The sequence below is a fragment of the Brevibacterium picturae genome (assembly GCF_900105045.1).
Classification (GTDB): Bacteria; Actinomycetota; Actinomycetes; order Actinomycetales; family Brevibacteriaceae; genus Brevibacterium; species Brevibacterium picturae.
The window spans coordinates 4,321,906-4,337,691 of record NZ_LT629739.1; the positions used below are offsets into that span (position 1 = coordinate 4,321,906).

The 15,786-nt window shown below is 62.2% G+C and carries 12 protein-coding genes and 1 pseudogene; 4 read left to right on the forward strand and 9 right to left on the reverse strand.

Annotated features, from left to right (window positions below; genetic code table 11):
• Positions 1-39 precede the first annotated feature (39 nt).
• The 7 genes and pseudogenes from istA to BLT92_RS19735 form a co-directional block, all read right to left on the reverse strand.
• Positions 40-1,233: pseudogene (istA, locus tag BLT92_RS19705) on the reverse strand (IS21 family transposase); the annotation flags it as partial.
• A gap of 523 nt (positions 1,234-1,756) precedes the next feature.
• Positions 1,757-2,158, reverse strand: coding sequence for a cytochrome c oxidase subunit 4 (locus BLT92_RS19710; RefSeq protein WP_092108404.1), 402 nt, complete (start codon positions 2,156-2,158; stop codon positions 1,757-1,759).
• Positions 2,155-3,852: an aa3-type cytochrome oxidase subunit I gene (ctaD, locus tag BLT92_RS19715; protein WP_092108406.1), complete on the reverse strand. Its 1,698-nt coding sequence runs from the start codon at positions 3,850-3,852 to the stop codon at positions 2,155-2,157. Before ctaD ends, BLT92_RS19710 begins: the two co-directional genes overlap by 4 nt.
• The gene (ctaC, locus tag BLT92_RS19720) at positions 3,849-4,721 is read right to left on the reverse strand and encodes an aa3-type cytochrome oxidase subunit II (protein WP_092108408.1); all 873 of its coding nucleotides are present in this window, start codon (positions 4,719-4,721) and stop codon (positions 3,849-3,851) included. Before ctaC ends, ctaD begins: the two co-directional genes overlap by 4 nt.
• 109 nt (positions 4,722-4,830) lie before the next feature.
• Positions 4,831-5,535: a leucyl/phenylalanyl-tRNA--protein transferase gene (locus BLT92_RS19725; protein ID WP_092108410.1), complete on the reverse strand. Its 705-nt coding sequence runs from the start codon at positions 5,533-5,535 to the stop codon at positions 4,831-4,833.
• Between the two features lie 36 nt (positions 5,536-5,571).
• Positions 5,572-5,925 carry a HesB/IscA family protein gene (locus tag BLT92_RS19730; RefSeq protein WP_092108411.1) on the reverse strand — a complete coding sequence of 118 codons (354 nt, stop codon included), beginning with the start codon at positions 5,923-5,925 and terminating at the stop codon, positions 5,572-5,574.
• An 84-nt stretch (positions 5,926-6,009) separates the two neighbouring features.
• Positions 6,010-7,383 carry a dipeptidase gene (locus BLT92_RS19735; RefSeq protein ID WP_092108413.1) on the reverse strand — a complete coding sequence of 458 codons (1,374 nt, stop codon included), beginning with the start codon at positions 7,381-7,383 and terminating at the stop codon, positions 6,010-6,012.
• Between the two features lie 77 nt (positions 7,384-7,460).
• Here BLT92_RS19735 and BLT92_RS19740 point away from each other — a divergent pair, with 77 nt between their 5' ends.
• Positions 7,461-8,021 carry a DUF3043 domain-containing protein gene (locus tag BLT92_RS19740; RefSeq protein ID WP_231938931.1) on the forward strand — a complete coding sequence of 187 codons (561 nt, stop codon included), beginning with the start codon at positions 7,461-7,463 and terminating at the stop codon, positions 8,019-8,021.
• Here BLT92_RS19740 and BLT92_RS19745 read toward each other — a convergent pair.
• Positions 7,996-9,102 (reverse strand): quinone-dependent dihydroorotate dehydrogenase, encoded by a 1,107-nt coding sequence (locus BLT92_RS19745; RefSeq protein ID WP_092108417.1) that lies wholly within the window; start codon positions 9,100-9,102, stop codon positions 7,996-7,998. The genes BLT92_RS19740 and BLT92_RS19745 overlap by 26 nt on opposite strands.
• A 162-nt stretch (positions 9,103-9,264) precedes the next feature.
• On the opposite strand from BLT92_RS19745, the gene BLT92_RS19750 reads away from it, so the two are divergent.
• The 3 genes from BLT92_RS19750 to sucB all read left to right on the forward strand — a co-directional run bounded on the left by BLT92_RS19750 (position 9,265) and on the right by sucB (position 14,187).
• Positions 9,265-10,755 (forward strand): leucyl aminopeptidase, encoded by a 1,491-nt coding sequence (locus BLT92_RS19750; RefSeq protein ID WP_092108419.1) that lies wholly within the window; start codon positions 9,265-9,267, stop codon positions 10,753-10,755.
• A gap of 154 nt (positions 10,756-10,909) precedes the next feature.
• Positions 10,910-12,298, forward strand: coding sequence for a dihydrolipoyl dehydrogenase (gene lpdA, locus BLT92_RS19755; RefSeq protein ID WP_092108421.1), 1,389 nt, complete (start codon positions 10,910-10,912; stop codon positions 12,296-12,298).
• 20 nt (positions 12,299-12,318) lie between these two features.
• Entirely contained in the window at positions 12,319-14,187 is a 1,869-nt protein-coding gene (gene sucB, locus BLT92_RS19760; RefSeq protein ID WP_092108423.1) for a 2-oxoglutarate dehydrogenase, E2 component, dihydrolipoamide succinyltransferase, read from the forward strand.
• A gap of 110 nt (positions 14,188-14,297) precedes the next feature.
• Here sucB and BLT92_RS19765 read toward each other — a convergent pair whose 3' ends face one another.
• Positions 14,298-15,758, reverse strand: a complete 1,461-nt coding sequence (locus tag BLT92_RS19765; RefSeq protein WP_092108425.1) for a hypothetical protein — start codon at positions 15,756-15,758, stop codon at positions 14,298-14,300.
• Positions 15,759-15,786 lie beyond the last annotated feature (28 nt).

A 15,786-nucleotide genomic window follows, 5' to 3' on the forward strand; every position in this document is an offset into this window, starting at 1 on the left:
CTCCTTCTTCCAATCTCCCTGCCTCTATTATCCCCGGAGCGATTCATTGCTCCGATACGCGTTGGCCGTGCCCTCGGGAAGCAGCAGATGACTCGACAGCCGCTCGGTACCCCGATAGGTCTGCAACACCCGGTCAGTGATGCGCAGATCGACTTTCGTCCCGATGTGCGCGAACGGGACTGAGTAATGGTTGCGTTCCCACACCACGTGCCCGTTGCGAGCGACCCGCCGACCATAGACCCACCTGCTGATCTCATAGGCCACCTGCGGCAAGGGCGTCAGCAGCGACTGTTCTTCAGCGGCGAAGACGCTGGCCCTCGACCCTGGCCGCTTCTGGAACTCTTCAGCGTTATAGGCTGCCACTCGTTCAATGATCGCGGTCCTCAACTCCGGCAGCGTGGCGAACCGGCGATGCCGGAGCCCGGCAATGACCCAGGTCGCGACATGAGACACAGTGTTGTCCACGCTGGCCTTGTCTTTCGGTGCTCTGATCCTGCCCGGCAGCACCGCCGCACTGTAGTGGCCAGCCATCTCTCGATAGGCATCGTTGAGCACGACTTCGCCCTCGCGGGGGTGCTTGATCACCCCGGGCTTCAAATTAACCGGCACCAACCTCGGGACCGAACCGCCCAAGGCTTCGAACATCGCTACATGGGCTCGCAGCCAGGTGTCTTGCTTCATATCCACAGCAGGCTCAACGAAGGCATACCGGCTAAAGGGCAGACATCCCACGAACAAATAGACGGTCCTCGCCTTCCCGGTAGCCAGATCATGCAACAACATCGTCGGTCCCGACCAGTCCACCTCGACTGTCTGGGCTGCTTTGTGCCCGACTCTCGACGCGGCTCCGGTGACAAGGACATGGCGTTGGTAGGTCCGACAGAATCGGTCATAGCCCATCGCTGGGGCGCCCGTTGCGAAACAGGTGTCGGCGTATTCGCCGTGGAGCAGCTTCAGCGTCACCCCGACCCGGGCCAACTCCATGTGGACTGACTCCCAGTCGGGTTGAGTGAACACGCTCTGGTGCTCGCCCCGGCCCGGGAACACCAACTCGTACACTTCACTGTCGGCGCGGTCTTTGACGTCGTCCCAACCGAGCCCGGCCGCATCCGCGGCCTCCAGCACCGCGGTGACCGATTTCCGAGACATCGCCTGTGATGCCGCGATCGCCCGTGCGGACAGGCCTTCTGCACGTAACTGCAACACCAACTTGGCCCTGATTTTCCGTATCATGAATGGTCTCCTTCTACCGTGTGCCCAATACACACCGTGGAAGGAGCCTAAGCCCGGTGGTCCCCAAGCACACCATGGCTGGTCCCCAGGGCAACTATTGAGAGATCAACGCGCTGGCACCCGAACACACGACTGGTGGTCCCCAAACGAGCTAATATTCAGTTGGTGCCAGGCGGAATTCCGACCGGCAGTCGGGCTGATGCCGCACCGTCGACAGCCCGATAAGTCGTGACGAAGAGTGTCCGACAACTCGATATGAAGAGTGTCAGAAAAGTCGCTACACAACACCCACTCGATGGCGCGAGCCAAGGGCCATATGGGCCAGGGAGATGTACATTCCGGTGGGAGCAGCGGACACGATCACGCACGGACACATGCGGCAGACGCGATCGCGGCTGGTGGACATGCCGTGTCGAACGCCAACGTTCTGGGTCGCTTCCTCGTTCGAAGACGTTGATGGCCCGGACTCAAATGAGTCCGGGCCATCAACGTCAGCTTTTACACGTGTTCGCTATTCAGCTCATCAGTGGGCGTGGTCACCACGATCGTGTTCGTAGGCCAGACCGACGAGAGCGACCAAGCCGAGCACAGCTCCGAAGGGGAAGATCCACCAACCCATGGCAATTCCGTAGAACGCCACAGCCGCTGCACCGGCACACGCGATCGGCCACCAGCTCCAAGGGCTGAAGAAGCCGTAGTCCGCATCGGCATCGGAGATCTCCGCATGCTCATTGTCCTGGGGCTGGCGACCGACGCGACGGTCTGTCAGCCACAGGTAGACGCCGATCATCAAGGCCATCGCACCGACGAGGAGCAGTGCCGGGAATCCGACCATCTCAGAGAAGTCGGTGTAGAAACCGTAGAAGACTCCAACGGCTGCGAAGAAGAGGCCACAGATCACGAAGACATAGATCGAGGATTTCACTTGACGTTACCTCCTGTGAGTTGCGGCTCTGCGGTCCCGTGCCCGGCGTACTCGAGCAGTTCCGGGTGGTTCACATCGAATGCCGGGCGCTCGGAACGGATGCGCGGCAGTGAGGTGAAGTTGTGGCGAGGAGGCGGGCAGGAAGTCGCCCACTCCAGTGATCCGCCGTAACCCCAAGGGTCATCTACTGTCACCTTCGGCGCATTGCGAGCGGTGATCCACACGTTCCAGAAGAAGGGAACCATGGACAGGCCGAGGAGCATTGCGCCGACAGTCGACACCTGGTTCATCCAGGTGAAGCCGTCTTGCGGGAGGTAGTCGGCATAACGACGGGGCATTCCGTCGACTCCCAGCCAGTGCTGGACGAGGAAGGTGCCGTGGAAGCCGACGAACAGCATCCAGAAGTGAATGTGTCCCAGCTTCTCATTGAGCATCCTGCCGGTCCACTTGGGCCACCAGAAGTAGAATCCGGCGAACATCGCGAACACGACAGTGCCGAAGACCACGTAGTGGAAGTGAGCGACGACGAAGTAGGAGTCAGAGACCTGCATATCGAGAGCAGGGCTGGCCAGGATGACACCGGTGAGACCGCCGAAGAGGAATGTGACGAGGAATCCGATGGACCAGATCATCGGGGTCTCGAAGGTGATCGACCCTCGCCACATCGTGCCAATCCAGTTGAAGAACTTCACTCCCGTCGGAATGGCGATGAGCATCGTCATAAACGCGAAGAACGGCAGTGCCACGACGCCGGTGACATACATGTGGTGAGCCCACACGGTCACGGACAGGGCTGCGATCGAAATCGTCGCGAAGACCAGTTCCTTGTAGCCGAAAACAGGCTTGCGGCTGAAGACCGGGAAGATCTCGGTGACGATGCCGAAGAACGGCAGGGCGATGACGTAGACCTCCGGGTGGCCGAAGAACCAGAACAAGTGCTGCCAGAGGATCGGTCCCCCATTGCCGGGGCTGAAGACATGGGATCCCAATATGCGGTCAGCTCCCAAGACAAGCAGAGCGGCGGCGAGAGGCTGGAAGGCCATCAGGACCAGGATGCCAGTGATGAGGATGTTCCAGCTGAAGATGGGCATACGGAACATCGTCATACCAGGAGCACGCATCGTGATCACGGTGGTGATGAAGTTGACCGAGCCGAGGATGGTTCCGATGCCTTGCAGTGCCAAGCCGAGAACCCAGAGGTTTCCGCCGGCACCCGGTGTGAACGTCGTATTGCTCAGCGGCGCGTACGCGGTCCAACCGAACGAAGCAGCACCCTGAGGAGTGAGGAAGCCTGAGAGCGCGATCAGCGATCCGAAGAGGAACATCCAGAAGGCGAAGGCATTCAGACGGGGGAACGCGACGTCCGGAGCGCCGATCTGCAGCGGCATGATGACGTTGGCGAAGCCGGCGAACAGCGGAGTCGCGAACATCAGCAGCATCAGCGTGCCGTGCATGGTGAACAGCTGGTTGTACTGCTCCTTGGTCTCAATGATCTGCATACCCGGGTCGAAGAGCTCGAGCCGGATGATGAGCGCCATGACGCCGCCGATGCAGAAGAACGTGAACGACGAGATGAGGTACATGTACCCGATCGTCTTATGGTCGGTCGACGTGATCCAGTCGACGATGACCTTTCCCTTGCTCCGAGGAACAGCGGGGGCATCAAAGGCCGGCTGATTCATCGTTGCGGTCATTTTTCAGCACCTTCTTTCGGGTACCAGTTGCGATCGTACTCAGGACCGAGCTGGCCGGTGTTGCCCTTGTCGGCGAGGGACTGAGTGTAGTCCTCGAACTCGGCCTTGGAGACGACCTTCACGTTGAAGAGCATCTCCGAGTGGTACTCACCACACAGCTCGGCGCACTTGCCCACGTACTCGCCTTCTTTCTCGGCGCGCAGATGCAGACTCTGGTCGTGACCAGGGATCATGTCGCGCTTCTCGAGGAATGCGGGGACCCAGAACGAGTGGATGACATCGCGTGAATGAAGTTTGATCTCGAGGTCGGTGTCGACCGGGAGGTAGAGGGTCGGCGCCGTCTCCCCCGGCTTCTCGGATCCATCGAGGTGAACCTGCGTTCCCGCGAAGTACACGTCTTGATTGACGTAGTTGAAGTCCCATGCCCATTGCTTGGCAGCGACTTCGATGACCTGTTCACCCGGAGTGGTGTCGTCGGTCGTCTTCTCCATGACCTGGACGCTCTGGAAGAAGAATCCGAGGACCAAGATGACTGGAGTGACCGTGAACAGGATTTCGATCGGCATACTGTAGCGCAGCTGCACAGGCAGTCCGCGATCGTTCTTGCGGCGGCGGTAGGCGATCATCGACCACAGAATGAGCCCCCACACGATCAGCCCCACGATCAGCAGAGCTATCCACGCACCGTTCCACAGCGAGGTGTATGCCTCAGTGTGATTGGTGGCGCCCTGTGATTCGGCGGGGAAGAAACCTGTGGAGATCTGCTCTTTCGTACAGCCGGACAGCAACGCCAGTACAGCGACGGCGCCCAGAGTGCCGAGCCGCTTCGCCCAGGACCTTCCCGGTCCTGCCTGATTCGGAGAATCCACGTGCAGCCTTTCACAACCGTATTCGTCGTGCGGGTGCCCGAACGACGAATTCTTACTATGTCAGTTACCAGAGTACCGCTACAAGCGGTAGAAATTCACATGCGAATGATCATTTGTTGAGAATAACCTGACAACGATCCCCGCGGAGAGCGGAATCTAGCCGAGTGGAGTAGTCAAGACCGCTGATCTCCGACACGCCGAGGCTCGCCAGATGTGGTGTCTGCCACTGCGTGTCGATGAGCCATTCAGGGCTGTCGTCTTTCACATCGATCGAGGTGGGAAGCGTCGCGGTGGTGGTTTCCGAGTTCGGTTCGGCCAGGTGGTGGCGCGCAGTGGCGTCGAAGAGGGACACGAGGTGAACGAGTGCAGCCTTGGAGGCATCGCGCTGCTTGTGAAACATCGATTCTCCGGCGAAGAAGGACCCCATGGCGACGCCGTAGAGTCCTCCGACGAGGACCCCGTCCGATCTGACCTCGACCGAATGCGCCCATCCGTCTGCGTGAAGCCCCTGGTAGAGGCCGATGATGTCTTCTGTGATCCAGCTGCCCGGTCTGTTGGGGTCCGCACAGGCACGGATGACGTGCTCGAAATCGGTGTTGACGCTGCACTCGAAGTGGCGCATCGATTTGCGCAGACTCTTGCTGATCTTGAGGTCTCCGGGCAGGAGAACGCCGCGTCGTCGCGGAGCCCACCAGCCCATTCGCCCGGTACCGCCGCTGCCGACGCCCATCGGGAACAGCCCGGCCCGATATGAAGAGAGGACCTGGGTCTGCGTTGCCGTATATGACACGGCGCGCAGATCCTCCAGGTCCATCTCAGTGACTTTCAGGTCTGTTTCAGCAGGCTGACATCAGTGGAACGAGTCGCCGCAGGCGCAGGAACCGCCGGCGTTCGGGTTGTCGATCGTGAAGCCCTGCTTCTCGATGGTGTCTGCAAAATCGATGGTCGAGCCGCCGAGGTAGGGCACGCTCATCCGGTCGACGATGACCTCGACGCCGTCGAAGTCGCGCACAGCATCACCGTCGAGCTGACGCTCGTCGAAATAGAGCTGATAGATCAGACCAGAGCAGCCGCCGGGCTGTACGGCCACGCGCAGACGCAGGTCATCGCGACCTTCCTGCTGCAGGAGGCTGCGCACCTTCTCGGCTGCCGTGCTCGACAGTTCGACCTCATGCGTGGCCATCGCTTCGTTCATCACAGTCATGGTTACTCCTTATTTCGATCCTGCCTGCCTCCAGGCTACACCGCCGACAACGTCATTGACGGTGATCCTATTCCCGATTCGCCCTCAGCCGGCGGCCAGTCCTTGCAGAAGAAGCGCCTCCGCGACGATCGCTGCCTTGAAATCCGGCAGGTAGAGCGACTCATTTGCGCTGTGTGCCCGGGCATCCGGATCCTCGACTCCGGTGACCAGAATGGAGGCCTGCGGGAAGACTTCGAGCAGATCGGCGATGAAGGGAATCGAGCCGCCGATGCCCATGGTCACGGACTCCTGCCCCCAGGCCTCGGTGAGCGCGCGTCGCGCGGTGTGCACCACGGGGTCGCTCATATCGGCCTGCCAAGGACTGCCGCCCTCTGTGTCTCCGATGGTCAGGGTGGCGCCGAAGGGAAGATTCTCGCGCAGGTGCCGCTCGACGGCTTCGACGGCGTTGTCGGGTGAGTCTCCCGGTGCCAGCCGAATCGACAGTTTTGCCTTCAGGCTCGACTGGAGGGTGTTCGAGGAGACGTCGACGTCGGGGGTGTCGAGTCCGATGACGGTGATCGACGGCTGTGTCCACAGTCGTGATGCCAGTGATCCGGAGCCGATGAGCGAGGTCGAATCGAGAACACCCGAGTCGGCGCGGATTGTGGGCTCTTCGTAGTCGATCTCGCTGGCAGTCTGTGACTTGAGACCGCAGACGGCAACGGAACCGTTCTCATCGTGGAGGCTGCCCAGGACCCGTGTCATTGCCAGCATCGCGTCGGGAACGATGCCGCCGTACAGTCCCGAATGCACGGCATGGTCGAGAGTGGAGATGTCGAATTCGATGGCGCACATGCCGCGCAGACTCGTTGTCAATGCAGGCGTACCGGCCGCCCAATTGCCGGAGTCGGCGACGACGATGACATCGGCGGCGAGCCTGTCCCGATAGGTTTCTAAGAAATTGCGGAAGCTGGGGCTGCCTGCCTCTTCCTCGCCCTCGATGAAGAGAGTCACGCCCACGTCGAGCCGGTCTGCCAGGAGACGCAGTGCGGTGAAGTGAACCATGATGCCCGCCTTGTCGTCGGCGGCTCCACGACCGAAGAGCCGGTCCCCCGTTCTGGTGGCGGTGAAGGGTTCGGTGTCCCACGTTTCGGTCCTGCCCGGAGGTTGGACGTCGTGGTGTGCGTAGAGCAGCACGGTCGGGGCGCCAGCGGGGGCCGGCACCGAGGCGACGACGGCCGGGTACCCAGCGGTGCCGTCTTCCTGGGCTGCGCTTAGAATCTCCACGTCGAGACCGAGGCTGCGGGCGAGGCCGGCAACAGCCTCGGCGCTGGCGCGAACGTTCGCGGGATCGAAGCTCGGCCAGGCAACCGAAGGAATCGCCACGAGATCGCTCAGGTGCTCGATGACCTCGTCGAAAATGGTGTCGAGTTCGGTATGCAGTTGTGCACTGTCAAGTGCGGAAGTCGATTCGCTCATTCTCCAAAGGTAGTATTGATTAGGTGTTCGGAAGCAAAAAATCTCATGAGGATGCGCAATCCTCCGACAATCGACCGGTGAACGATGACGGTTCACGCCCCGAAGCTGCCTCGCAGCGTGAGGCGGAACAGAAGAAGGGACGGCCAACGCCCAAGCGCAGCGAGCAGGAATCGGTGCGCAAGCGGCCGCTGGTTTCGAAGGATCGCAAGGTGGCGAACCAGAAGGCCAAGGAACAGACGCGCAAGGACCGCGATCGTGCCCGCATCGGCATGATGAATGGCGAAGAGCAGTACCTCACGCGCCGTGACAAAGGCCCACAGCGTCGTTACGTTCGCAACTACATCGATGCCCGTTTCTCCATCGGAGAACTGTTCATCCCTGCGGCGATCCTGATTCTGGTCGTGGCGTTCACTCAGCCAGTGGCCATCCAGCAGTACTTCACCTACGCAGTCTGGGGTCTGCTGGCATTGGTCATCCTCGACGGCATCATCGTCAACTACATCCTCAAGGGACGGCTGAGGGCCAAGTTCGGAACCGTCGAACGCGGGCTGGCGTTCTACGCGATCATGCGCAGCGTCCAACTGCGGCCGCTGCGCATGCCGAAGCCGCAGGTCAAACGCCGCGAGTACCCCGAGTGAGCAGAGTCCTGTTACGGACTCCACGGATGATCCGCCCGGGCCAGAACGGTCCGGAGTAGATCATCTCCGAATAGGACTGAACCAGATCAGCGCCCGCCGCAAGCCGGGCGCTGATGTCATTGGCGTCAGCGATCCCGCCCACAGAGATGATGCTCAAGCGATCGGCGACGGTGGCTTTGACCAACCGCAGAACCTCCAGCGACCGTGGTGCCAACGGCCGGCCGGAGATGCCTCCGGCCTGGGTGCGGGCGAATTCCGCTTCCCTGCCGCTCAGCACGTTCCGATCAATCGTGGTGTTGGTGGTGATGAGGCCATCAACACCCGAACGCACGGCGAGACCGCAGATCTCGACGACGTCGTCGTCATTGAGATCGGGTGCGATCTTGACCAGCAGTGGCACATGACCGAGCGTGGAACGAGGAGTCGCAACCACCTCGGCGGCGGCAGAGCGCACGGCCTCGATGATGGGCTCCAGGCTCGACACGGACTGCAGGTCACGCAGACCCGGGGTGTTGGGCGAGCTGACGTTGATGACGAGGTAATCGGCCAGAGGCGCACAGAAGCGGGCCGAACTCGCATAGTCCTCAACCGCATCGGCGGCGTCGACGACCTTGGTCTTGCCGATGTTGATGCCGATGATCGGACGCTGGGCCGATGGCAGAGAAGCAAGGGATTTCCTCTGCCGGTCGATGTTGAAGGCGGCCTGCCGGGCTCCCTGGTTGTTGAAGCCCATCCGATTGAGCAGCGCGATATTGTCGCGGAGGCGAAACAGTCGCGGCTTGTCGTTGCCGGGCTGAGCATGGGCGGTGATGGTGCCGACCTCGATGTGGCCGAAGCCCATCGCCGACAGGGCGCGAACCCCCTCCCCGTTCTTGTCGAAGCCGGCAGCGAGCCCGAGGCGGTTGGGGAATCGCAGCCCCAGGACTTCCACCTCATCACGTGTGCCGCGAGCAAAGACCAAGCGGAGCAGTCGGCCGAGCCCAGGAATGGCATCGAGGATTCTCAGTGCGGTGAACGACACATGATGTGCCCGCTCGGCGTCCATAGGGGCGAAGAAGAGTCTGAAGATAAGTGAGTACACACCCTCCAGAATATGTCAGGCTCCGGGCCGGACGACGAACGGCGCGGTCCGGTTCTATCGGAAATTCACACAGATCCCTGCTCAGAACTGTCGCCGTTTATCCATCCCCTGTGAATTGGCATTAGGATCGATTCAACGTTCAAAGACGATGAAAGGGAATATATGCCCAGTGCATCCACGCCCACCAGCTACTCCTCGACGCCGCTCGTGAAAGCCACCGCTTCCGTCCTGGTCTTGGGAGTCGCTGACGACAAGGTCCTCGGCCTCGACACCGCGAGATCCGCGCGCACTGCTGTGGAGGACGTTGTTCGCTCCATCGAATTCACCGGCAAAGCCGGATCCACGGCACGTGTCGCCGCTCCCAAGGGCTTCTCTGCCAAGAGCATCCTCTTGGTGGGACTCGGCGCCTTCGAGGCCACCGCGGCCGGCACCGATGCCGCAGCGAAGGCGCACGAGGTTCTCCGCCGCGCGGCAGGCAACGCGCTGCGTGCCCTCGACGGAGTCGACTCGATTGCCGTGGGCCTGCCGGCGATCAGCGCCGAGGCGGTCGAGGCCGTCACCGTCGGGGCCGGACTGGGCGCCTACCGCTTCGTCGACTACCGCAGCCAGGACGCCGACAAGGTCCCCGGTGCGGTCACCATCCTCGGCCCCAGGGGCAAGGCGCACGCGGCTGCGCACTCCAACGGTGGGATCGTCGCCGCCGCGACGAACCGTGCCCGCGACCTCGTCAACACCCCTCCCCTCGATCTCTACCCCGAGTCCTTCGCGCAGCGAGTCAAGGACCAGGGCAAGGAACGCAAGCTCAAGGTGAACGTGCTCGGGGAGAAGGAACTCCAGGCCGGTGGGTACGGTGGCCTCATCGGAGTAGGTCAGGGGTCGACACGTGGACCGCGCCTGGTCAAGGTCGAATACTCCCCCAAGGGCGCCGAACGCCATGTCAGCTTCGTCGGCAAGGGCATCACCTTCGACTCCGGCGGAATCTCTCTCAAGCCCGCGGCGAGCATGGAGGACATGAAGTCCGATATGGCCGGGGCCGCGGCCGTGGTCCAGGCCCTGTTCGCGATCGCGGACCTGGGACTGCCGGTCCGAGCGACAGCCTGGCTGCCCCTGGCCGAGAACATGCCGGGTTCATCGGCGACCCGCCCCAGCGATGTGCTGCACATGCGCAGCGGCAAGACCGTCGAAGTCACCAACACGGATGCCGAAGGACGGTTGGTCCTCGCTGATGCGCTGGCCGACGCCGATGCGGAGAATCCTGATCTGCTCATCGACGTCGCCACCCTGACCGGTGCCCAGGTCGTGGCCCTGGGCACTCGGACGTCCGGAGTCATGGGTGCTGACACAGCACGGGGCCTCATCACCGCCTCGGCGACGGAGGCCGGCGAGGAGATGTGGGCCATGCCCATCCCCGAGGAGATGCTCTCCGGCTTCGATTCGAACGCAGCGGATCTGAAGAACTCCGGCCCTCGTCACGGCGGCATGCTCGCGGCCGGCGCATTCCTCCGGGAATTCGTCAGCGAGGATGCCAACTGGGGACACATCGACATCGCCGGACCCAGCTTCAACACCGGGTCCGCATTCGGCTACACCCCGGTGGCAGCCACCGGCGCGGCAGTTCGAACCCTCATCCAGGCAGCGAAGCAGGTGAACTGAGAGACCCATTTTCTACACGCTGTCGATGTCGACGTGATCATCCACACCTGTGTCCAAACAGACAGCGTTTGCTTTCGCCCTTGGCGAGAAAAGTGGAAAGATATGAAGGAAAGCTGCGTACGGCAGGCTTATTCACAGCTACGAGGAGTAATCCGTGAGTGACTCATTGACCTACGACCTTGTCGTTCTGGGCGGCGGAACCGGCGGCTATGCTGCCGCACTGCGCGCCGCGGAACTCGACATGAAGGTTGCTTTGATCGAACGCGACAAGGTTGGCGGCACATGCTTGCACCGCGGTTGTGTTCCGACGAAGGCGCTTCTGCACGCTGCAGAGGTCGCCGACACAGCGAAGGACTCAGCGACCTTCGGCATCGACGTCGAATTCAAGGGCATCGACATCGAGAAGGTCCTCGACTACAAGAACAATGTGATTTCACGCAACTACAAGGGCCTGCAGGGGCTGGTCAAGGCACGTGGCATCGACACGTACTTCGGCACCGGCAAGCTCGCAGGCAAGGACACCGTCGAAGTTGACGGCGAAGACGGAAAGCACACCGTCACCGGAACCAACGTTCTCCTGTCGACCGGTTCGACATCGAAGACCATCGGCCTCGACGTCACCGACCGGGTCATCACCAGCACCGAGGCTCTTGAACTCGACAAGGTCCCCGGCTCGGCGATCGTCCTCGGCGGCGGCGTGATCGGCGTCGAGTTCGCCAGCGTGTGGTCGTCGTTCGGTGCGAAGGTCACCATCGTCGAAGGACTCAAGCACCTCGTGGCCAACGAGGACGAGACGATCTCGAAGAACCTCGAGCGTGCCTTCAAGAAGCGCAAGATCGGCTTCAAACTCGGCACCATGTTCAAGGGCGTGGAAGAGACCGCTGACGGAGTCAAGGTCACCCTCGACGACGGGTCGGTCCTCGAGGCCGAATACCTCCTCGTGGCTGTCGGCCGTGGCCCGGTCACCGACGGCTTCGGCTTCGAAGAGCAGGGCATCCCGATGGACCGCGGATTCGTCCTGGCCAACGAACGCCTCCACACCGGCGTCGGCAACATCTACGCCTGCGGCGACATCGTTCCCGGACTGCAGCTGGCTCACCGTGCCTTCGGTCAGGGAATCTTCATCGCCGAGGAGATCGCAGGGCTCAACCCGGTTCCCGTCCTGGAATCAGGCATCCCCCGCGTGACCTACTGCGAACCCGAGATCTTCTCGGTCGGACTCTCGTCCCAGCAGGCCGAGGACCAGTATGGAGCCGACAGCGTCGAATCCCTCGAATACAACCTGGGTGGAAACGGCAAGTCCGTGATTCTGAACACCACCGGCCTGATCAAGGTCATCCGCGAGAAGGATGGACCTGTTGTCGGCATCCACGGCATCGGCGCTCGACTGAGCGAACAGGCCGGCGAAGCCCAACTGATCATCAACTGGGAGGCATTCCCAGAGGAAGTTGCGCAACTCATTCACGCTCACCCGACGCAGAATGAAGCACTCGGCGAGGCCCACCTGGCTCTTGCCGGCAAACCCCTGCACTTCCACTCTTAAGATCCGAGGAGACGAAAGACATGTCGAATTCCGTGCAGATGCCGGCTCTCGGTGAGTCGGTGACCGAAGGAACAGTCACCCGCTGGCTCAAAGAGGTCGGCGAAGAAATCGAAGTAGACGAGCCCTTGCTCGAGGTGTCGACCGACAAGGTCGACACAGAGATTCCCAGCCCCTATGCAGGTGTTTTGGAGAAGATCCTGGCCGACGAAGACGACGTCGTCGAAGTCGGTGGAGATCTTGCCTACATCGGCGACGGCAGCGGATCAGACTCCGCAGAGTCGACCGCAGCAGAGGACGAGGGCTCGTCTGAAGCAGACGAGGCGTCCTCTGAACCAGCCGAGGACTCGGAGCCCGCAGCGGCAGAGGAAGCCGAGGAGACACCCTCGGACTCAGCAGACGAATCAGCAGAATCAGCGCCGGCCCCGTCCGGTTCCAAAGGCGAAGGCACCGAGATCACCATGCCAGCGCTGGGCGAATCAGTGACAGAAGGCACCGTGACTCGGTGGCTGAAGGACGTCGGCGAAGAGGTTGAGGTCGACGAACCTCTCCTCGAAGTGTCCACCGACAAGGTCGACACCGAGGTGCCCTCACCCGTGGCAGGCACTGTGCAGGCACACCTGGCCGAAGAGGACGAGACCGTCGAGGTCGGTGCGCCGCTGGCACGCGTCGGCACTGGCGCTCCCGCTTCCTCGGACTCGGGATCAGCAGATTCCGGATCGTCCGAGGCAGAAGCCTCCGACGCTGCTGAGGAGGCCTCAACTGAGGAAGCCCCCGCCGAAGAGCCGGCTGAAGAAGAGTCCGCTGAGGAAGAGGCTCCGGCCAAGGACGAGAAGTCCGCGCCCGCTGAAGAGGCTCCGAAGCGGCAGACCCCTGATTCCGCCGCTGCGAAGCAGGCTGAGCAGAAGACCGAAGCCTCGGCGCCCGCCGCTGCCGACACGGTCGGCGAGAACGCCGCCTACGTGACGCCGCTCGTGCGTCGTCTGGCACGTGAGGAGGGCGTCGACCTGAGCTCGGTCACCGGCACCGGCGTGGGCGGTCGCATCCGCAAACAGGACGTCGTGTCCGCAGCCGCTAACCGCAGCTCCGGATCGTCCGCCGCTGCAGCTCCTGCAGGCGGTGGCGCCAAGGCACCGTTCAAGCTCGAGATTCCGGAGGAGGCTGCGAAGCTTCGCGGCACCACGGAGAAGGCTTCGCGCATCCGGCAGACGATTGCCAAGCGGATGAGCGAGTCCCTCGATGTATCGGCTCAGCTGACCCAGGTGGTCGAGGTCGACATGACGCGAGTCGTGAAACTGCGCAAGGCCAACAAGGAACCCTTCCAGTCCAAGCACGGCTCGAAACTGACCTACCTGCCGTTCTTCGGCAAGGCAGTCGTCGAGGCGCTTCAGCAGCACCCGAAGGTCAACGCACAGTACGACCTGGAATCCCAGGAGATCACGTACTTCGATCATGAGCACCTGGCAGTCGCCGTGGACACCCCGCGGGGACTCGTCGTACCGGTGGTCAAGGACGCAAGCGAGCTCAGCATCGCCGGGCTGTCGAAGGCCATCGACGATGTCGCCGACCGCACCCGCAACAACAAGATCATGCCTGATGAGCTGTCAGGTGGAACGTTCACCGTGACCAACATCGGTTCCGTGGGTGCACTGTTCGACACTCCGATCATCAACCAGCCGCAGATGGGCATTCTGGGCACCGGGACGATCGTGCGTCGCCCGATCGTCGTCAAGACCGCCGACGGCGAGGAATCGATTGCCATTCGCGACATGGTCTACCTGCCGTTGACCTACAACCACCAGTTGGTCGATGGCGCGGATGCAGGACGCTTCCTGCAGACGATCAAGGCTCGCTTGGAAGAAGGAAACTTCGAATCAGACCTCGATCTCTGATTTCTTCCACGAGCAGCCCCATCGGTTGAGTCGCCCGACTCACCGGGGCATGAGGAGGGCCGGTCACTGATGTGGCCGGCCCTCCTCATGCCCTCAGGGTCGTGGACCGATCAGTGGTCGATCTCCGTGACTTCGAGGATCTTCCAGGTGTCCGCATGCCGCGCCAGTTCGAATTCGACGTGGACGGGCTCGAACCCCGATTCCTCCCCCGAAGTGGTCACGCTCGCCGACATTCGGGCATCGATGAGGATGCGGTGGTCTGTCTGATCTCTGATGACCGGATCGGCCAACTCGATCGTGTAGTCGCTGCCGACGAACGCGTGGAGGTCGAGCAGTTCATCGGCTGCGGCAGCCGATGAATCGGGAACGGTCAATGCTGCTAAGGCCTCATCATCACCGGCACTCAGCGCCTCTGACCGTTTCTGGCACAGGTCATTCAGGAGAGCGAGAATCTGACTGTCCGACATCGTCTCGGCGTCGTCGTGGGGCGGTGTCCCCTCCGCGGGCGGGCTCGAGCTCTGCCCCTGACTCACGTCCTGGGGCGAACTCACCGAGGCGGCGGTGTCCTCCGAACTCCATGACCTGATCATGACGGCGCCGCCGATGACCGTCATGATCACAGCGAAGAGAGCCCAGGCTCGCGGGCCGCTCATCCATCTGCGTGATCGTATGCCCGAAGCCGGCAATCGCTCCAGCAGGCTGCGTCTTCCCGCCGCCAGCAGAGTTGACATGCGCGTGAGCATGGACCTTCTTCGTGGTCGGCGAGGGCGACGCGGTCCGTGACTGCGCGGTCCGTGGCTGCGCGATCGGGTGCCGCCCCGGCTGGCGGCCCGCAATCGATCTGCTGCATCTGTGGTCTCGGGAGGTCGCGTGGTCTCGGGAGGGTGTGCAACGGCAGGGGCCTTGGCCGCTCGCAATCGTGCCGTCAGGGCCTGGCCCGGGTCGAGATCGCGTTCGGCGGGCAGGAGGGGAAGGGCGCTCGGTGTACCCGTTCGACGCAGAGTCGCGGTCACCTCGGCGAGGGTGTCGTCGAGACCTCCATCCGTGATGGACTCATCCAGAAGCTGTGCCACCAGGTTCTGCAGGGGCTGTGAGCATTCAGGCAGTGCGAGTGCCACGGGCAGCGGGCTCTGTGACCAAGGGCGACCGTACGCCGCACGGTAGATCATCTCTCCGATCGCGAAGCGCGTTGAGGATGGCGGGGTCCGGCTGATTCCGGGGATGATGCGGGGGCGACCATCGGCATTGAGGCCGATGCACTCGAGGCATAATCGGGAGCTCGCGTCTCTGCTCCCCCGCAGCTCATCGGCGATGCCGAGGAAGAGCGTGCTCAACTCCCCTTCCACCAATCCCTGGTAGGAGCGGACAGCGTCGAGGACCAGGCCGCCGGGAAACGGCTTCACGAGAAGAAGTGAGCTGAGGCCGGTCGGCAGATCGATGTCCGCAACGCCGAGTGCTTCGGGATGGTCAGTGTCGAATCCGAGGTGGGCGACTCCCCACAGCGTCTCTCCCCGAGCGTTGGAGAGTCGGTGGATGTCATCTGAGACTGGTGATTGGAGTTCCCACGTCATTGTTCGTCATCTCCGTCGATGGATTCCG

Bases quoted from the DNA above. Each gene is read 5' to 3' on its own strand.
- BLT92_RS19765 (WP_092108425.1), bottom strand. From the start codon at position 15,758: ATGACGTGGGAACTCCAATCACCAGTCTCAGATGACATCCACCGACTC.
- sucB (WP_092108423.1), top strand. From the start codon at position 12,319: ATGTCGAATTCCGTGCAGATGCCGGCTCTCGGTGAGTCGGTGACCGAA.
- BLT92_RS19725 (WP_092108410.1), bottom strand. From the start codon at position 5,535: ATGGACCTGGAGGATCTGCGCGCCGTGTCATATACGGCAACGCAGACC.
- BLT92_RS19730 (WP_092108411.1), bottom strand. From the start codon at position 5,925: ATGACTGTGATGAACGAAGCGATGGCCACGCATGAGGTCGAACTGTCG.
- ctaD (WP_092108406.1), bottom strand. From the start codon at position 3,852: ATGACCGCAACGATGAATCAGCCGGCCTTTGATGCCCCCGCTGTTCCT.
- BLT92_RS19750 (WP_092108419.1), top strand. From the start codon at position 9,265: ATGCCCAGTGCATCCACGCCCACCAGCTACTCCTCGACGCCGCTCGTG.
- BLT92_RS19735 (WP_092108413.1), bottom strand. From the start codon at position 7,383: ATGAGCGAATCGACTTCCGCACTTGACAGTGCACAACTGCATACCGAA.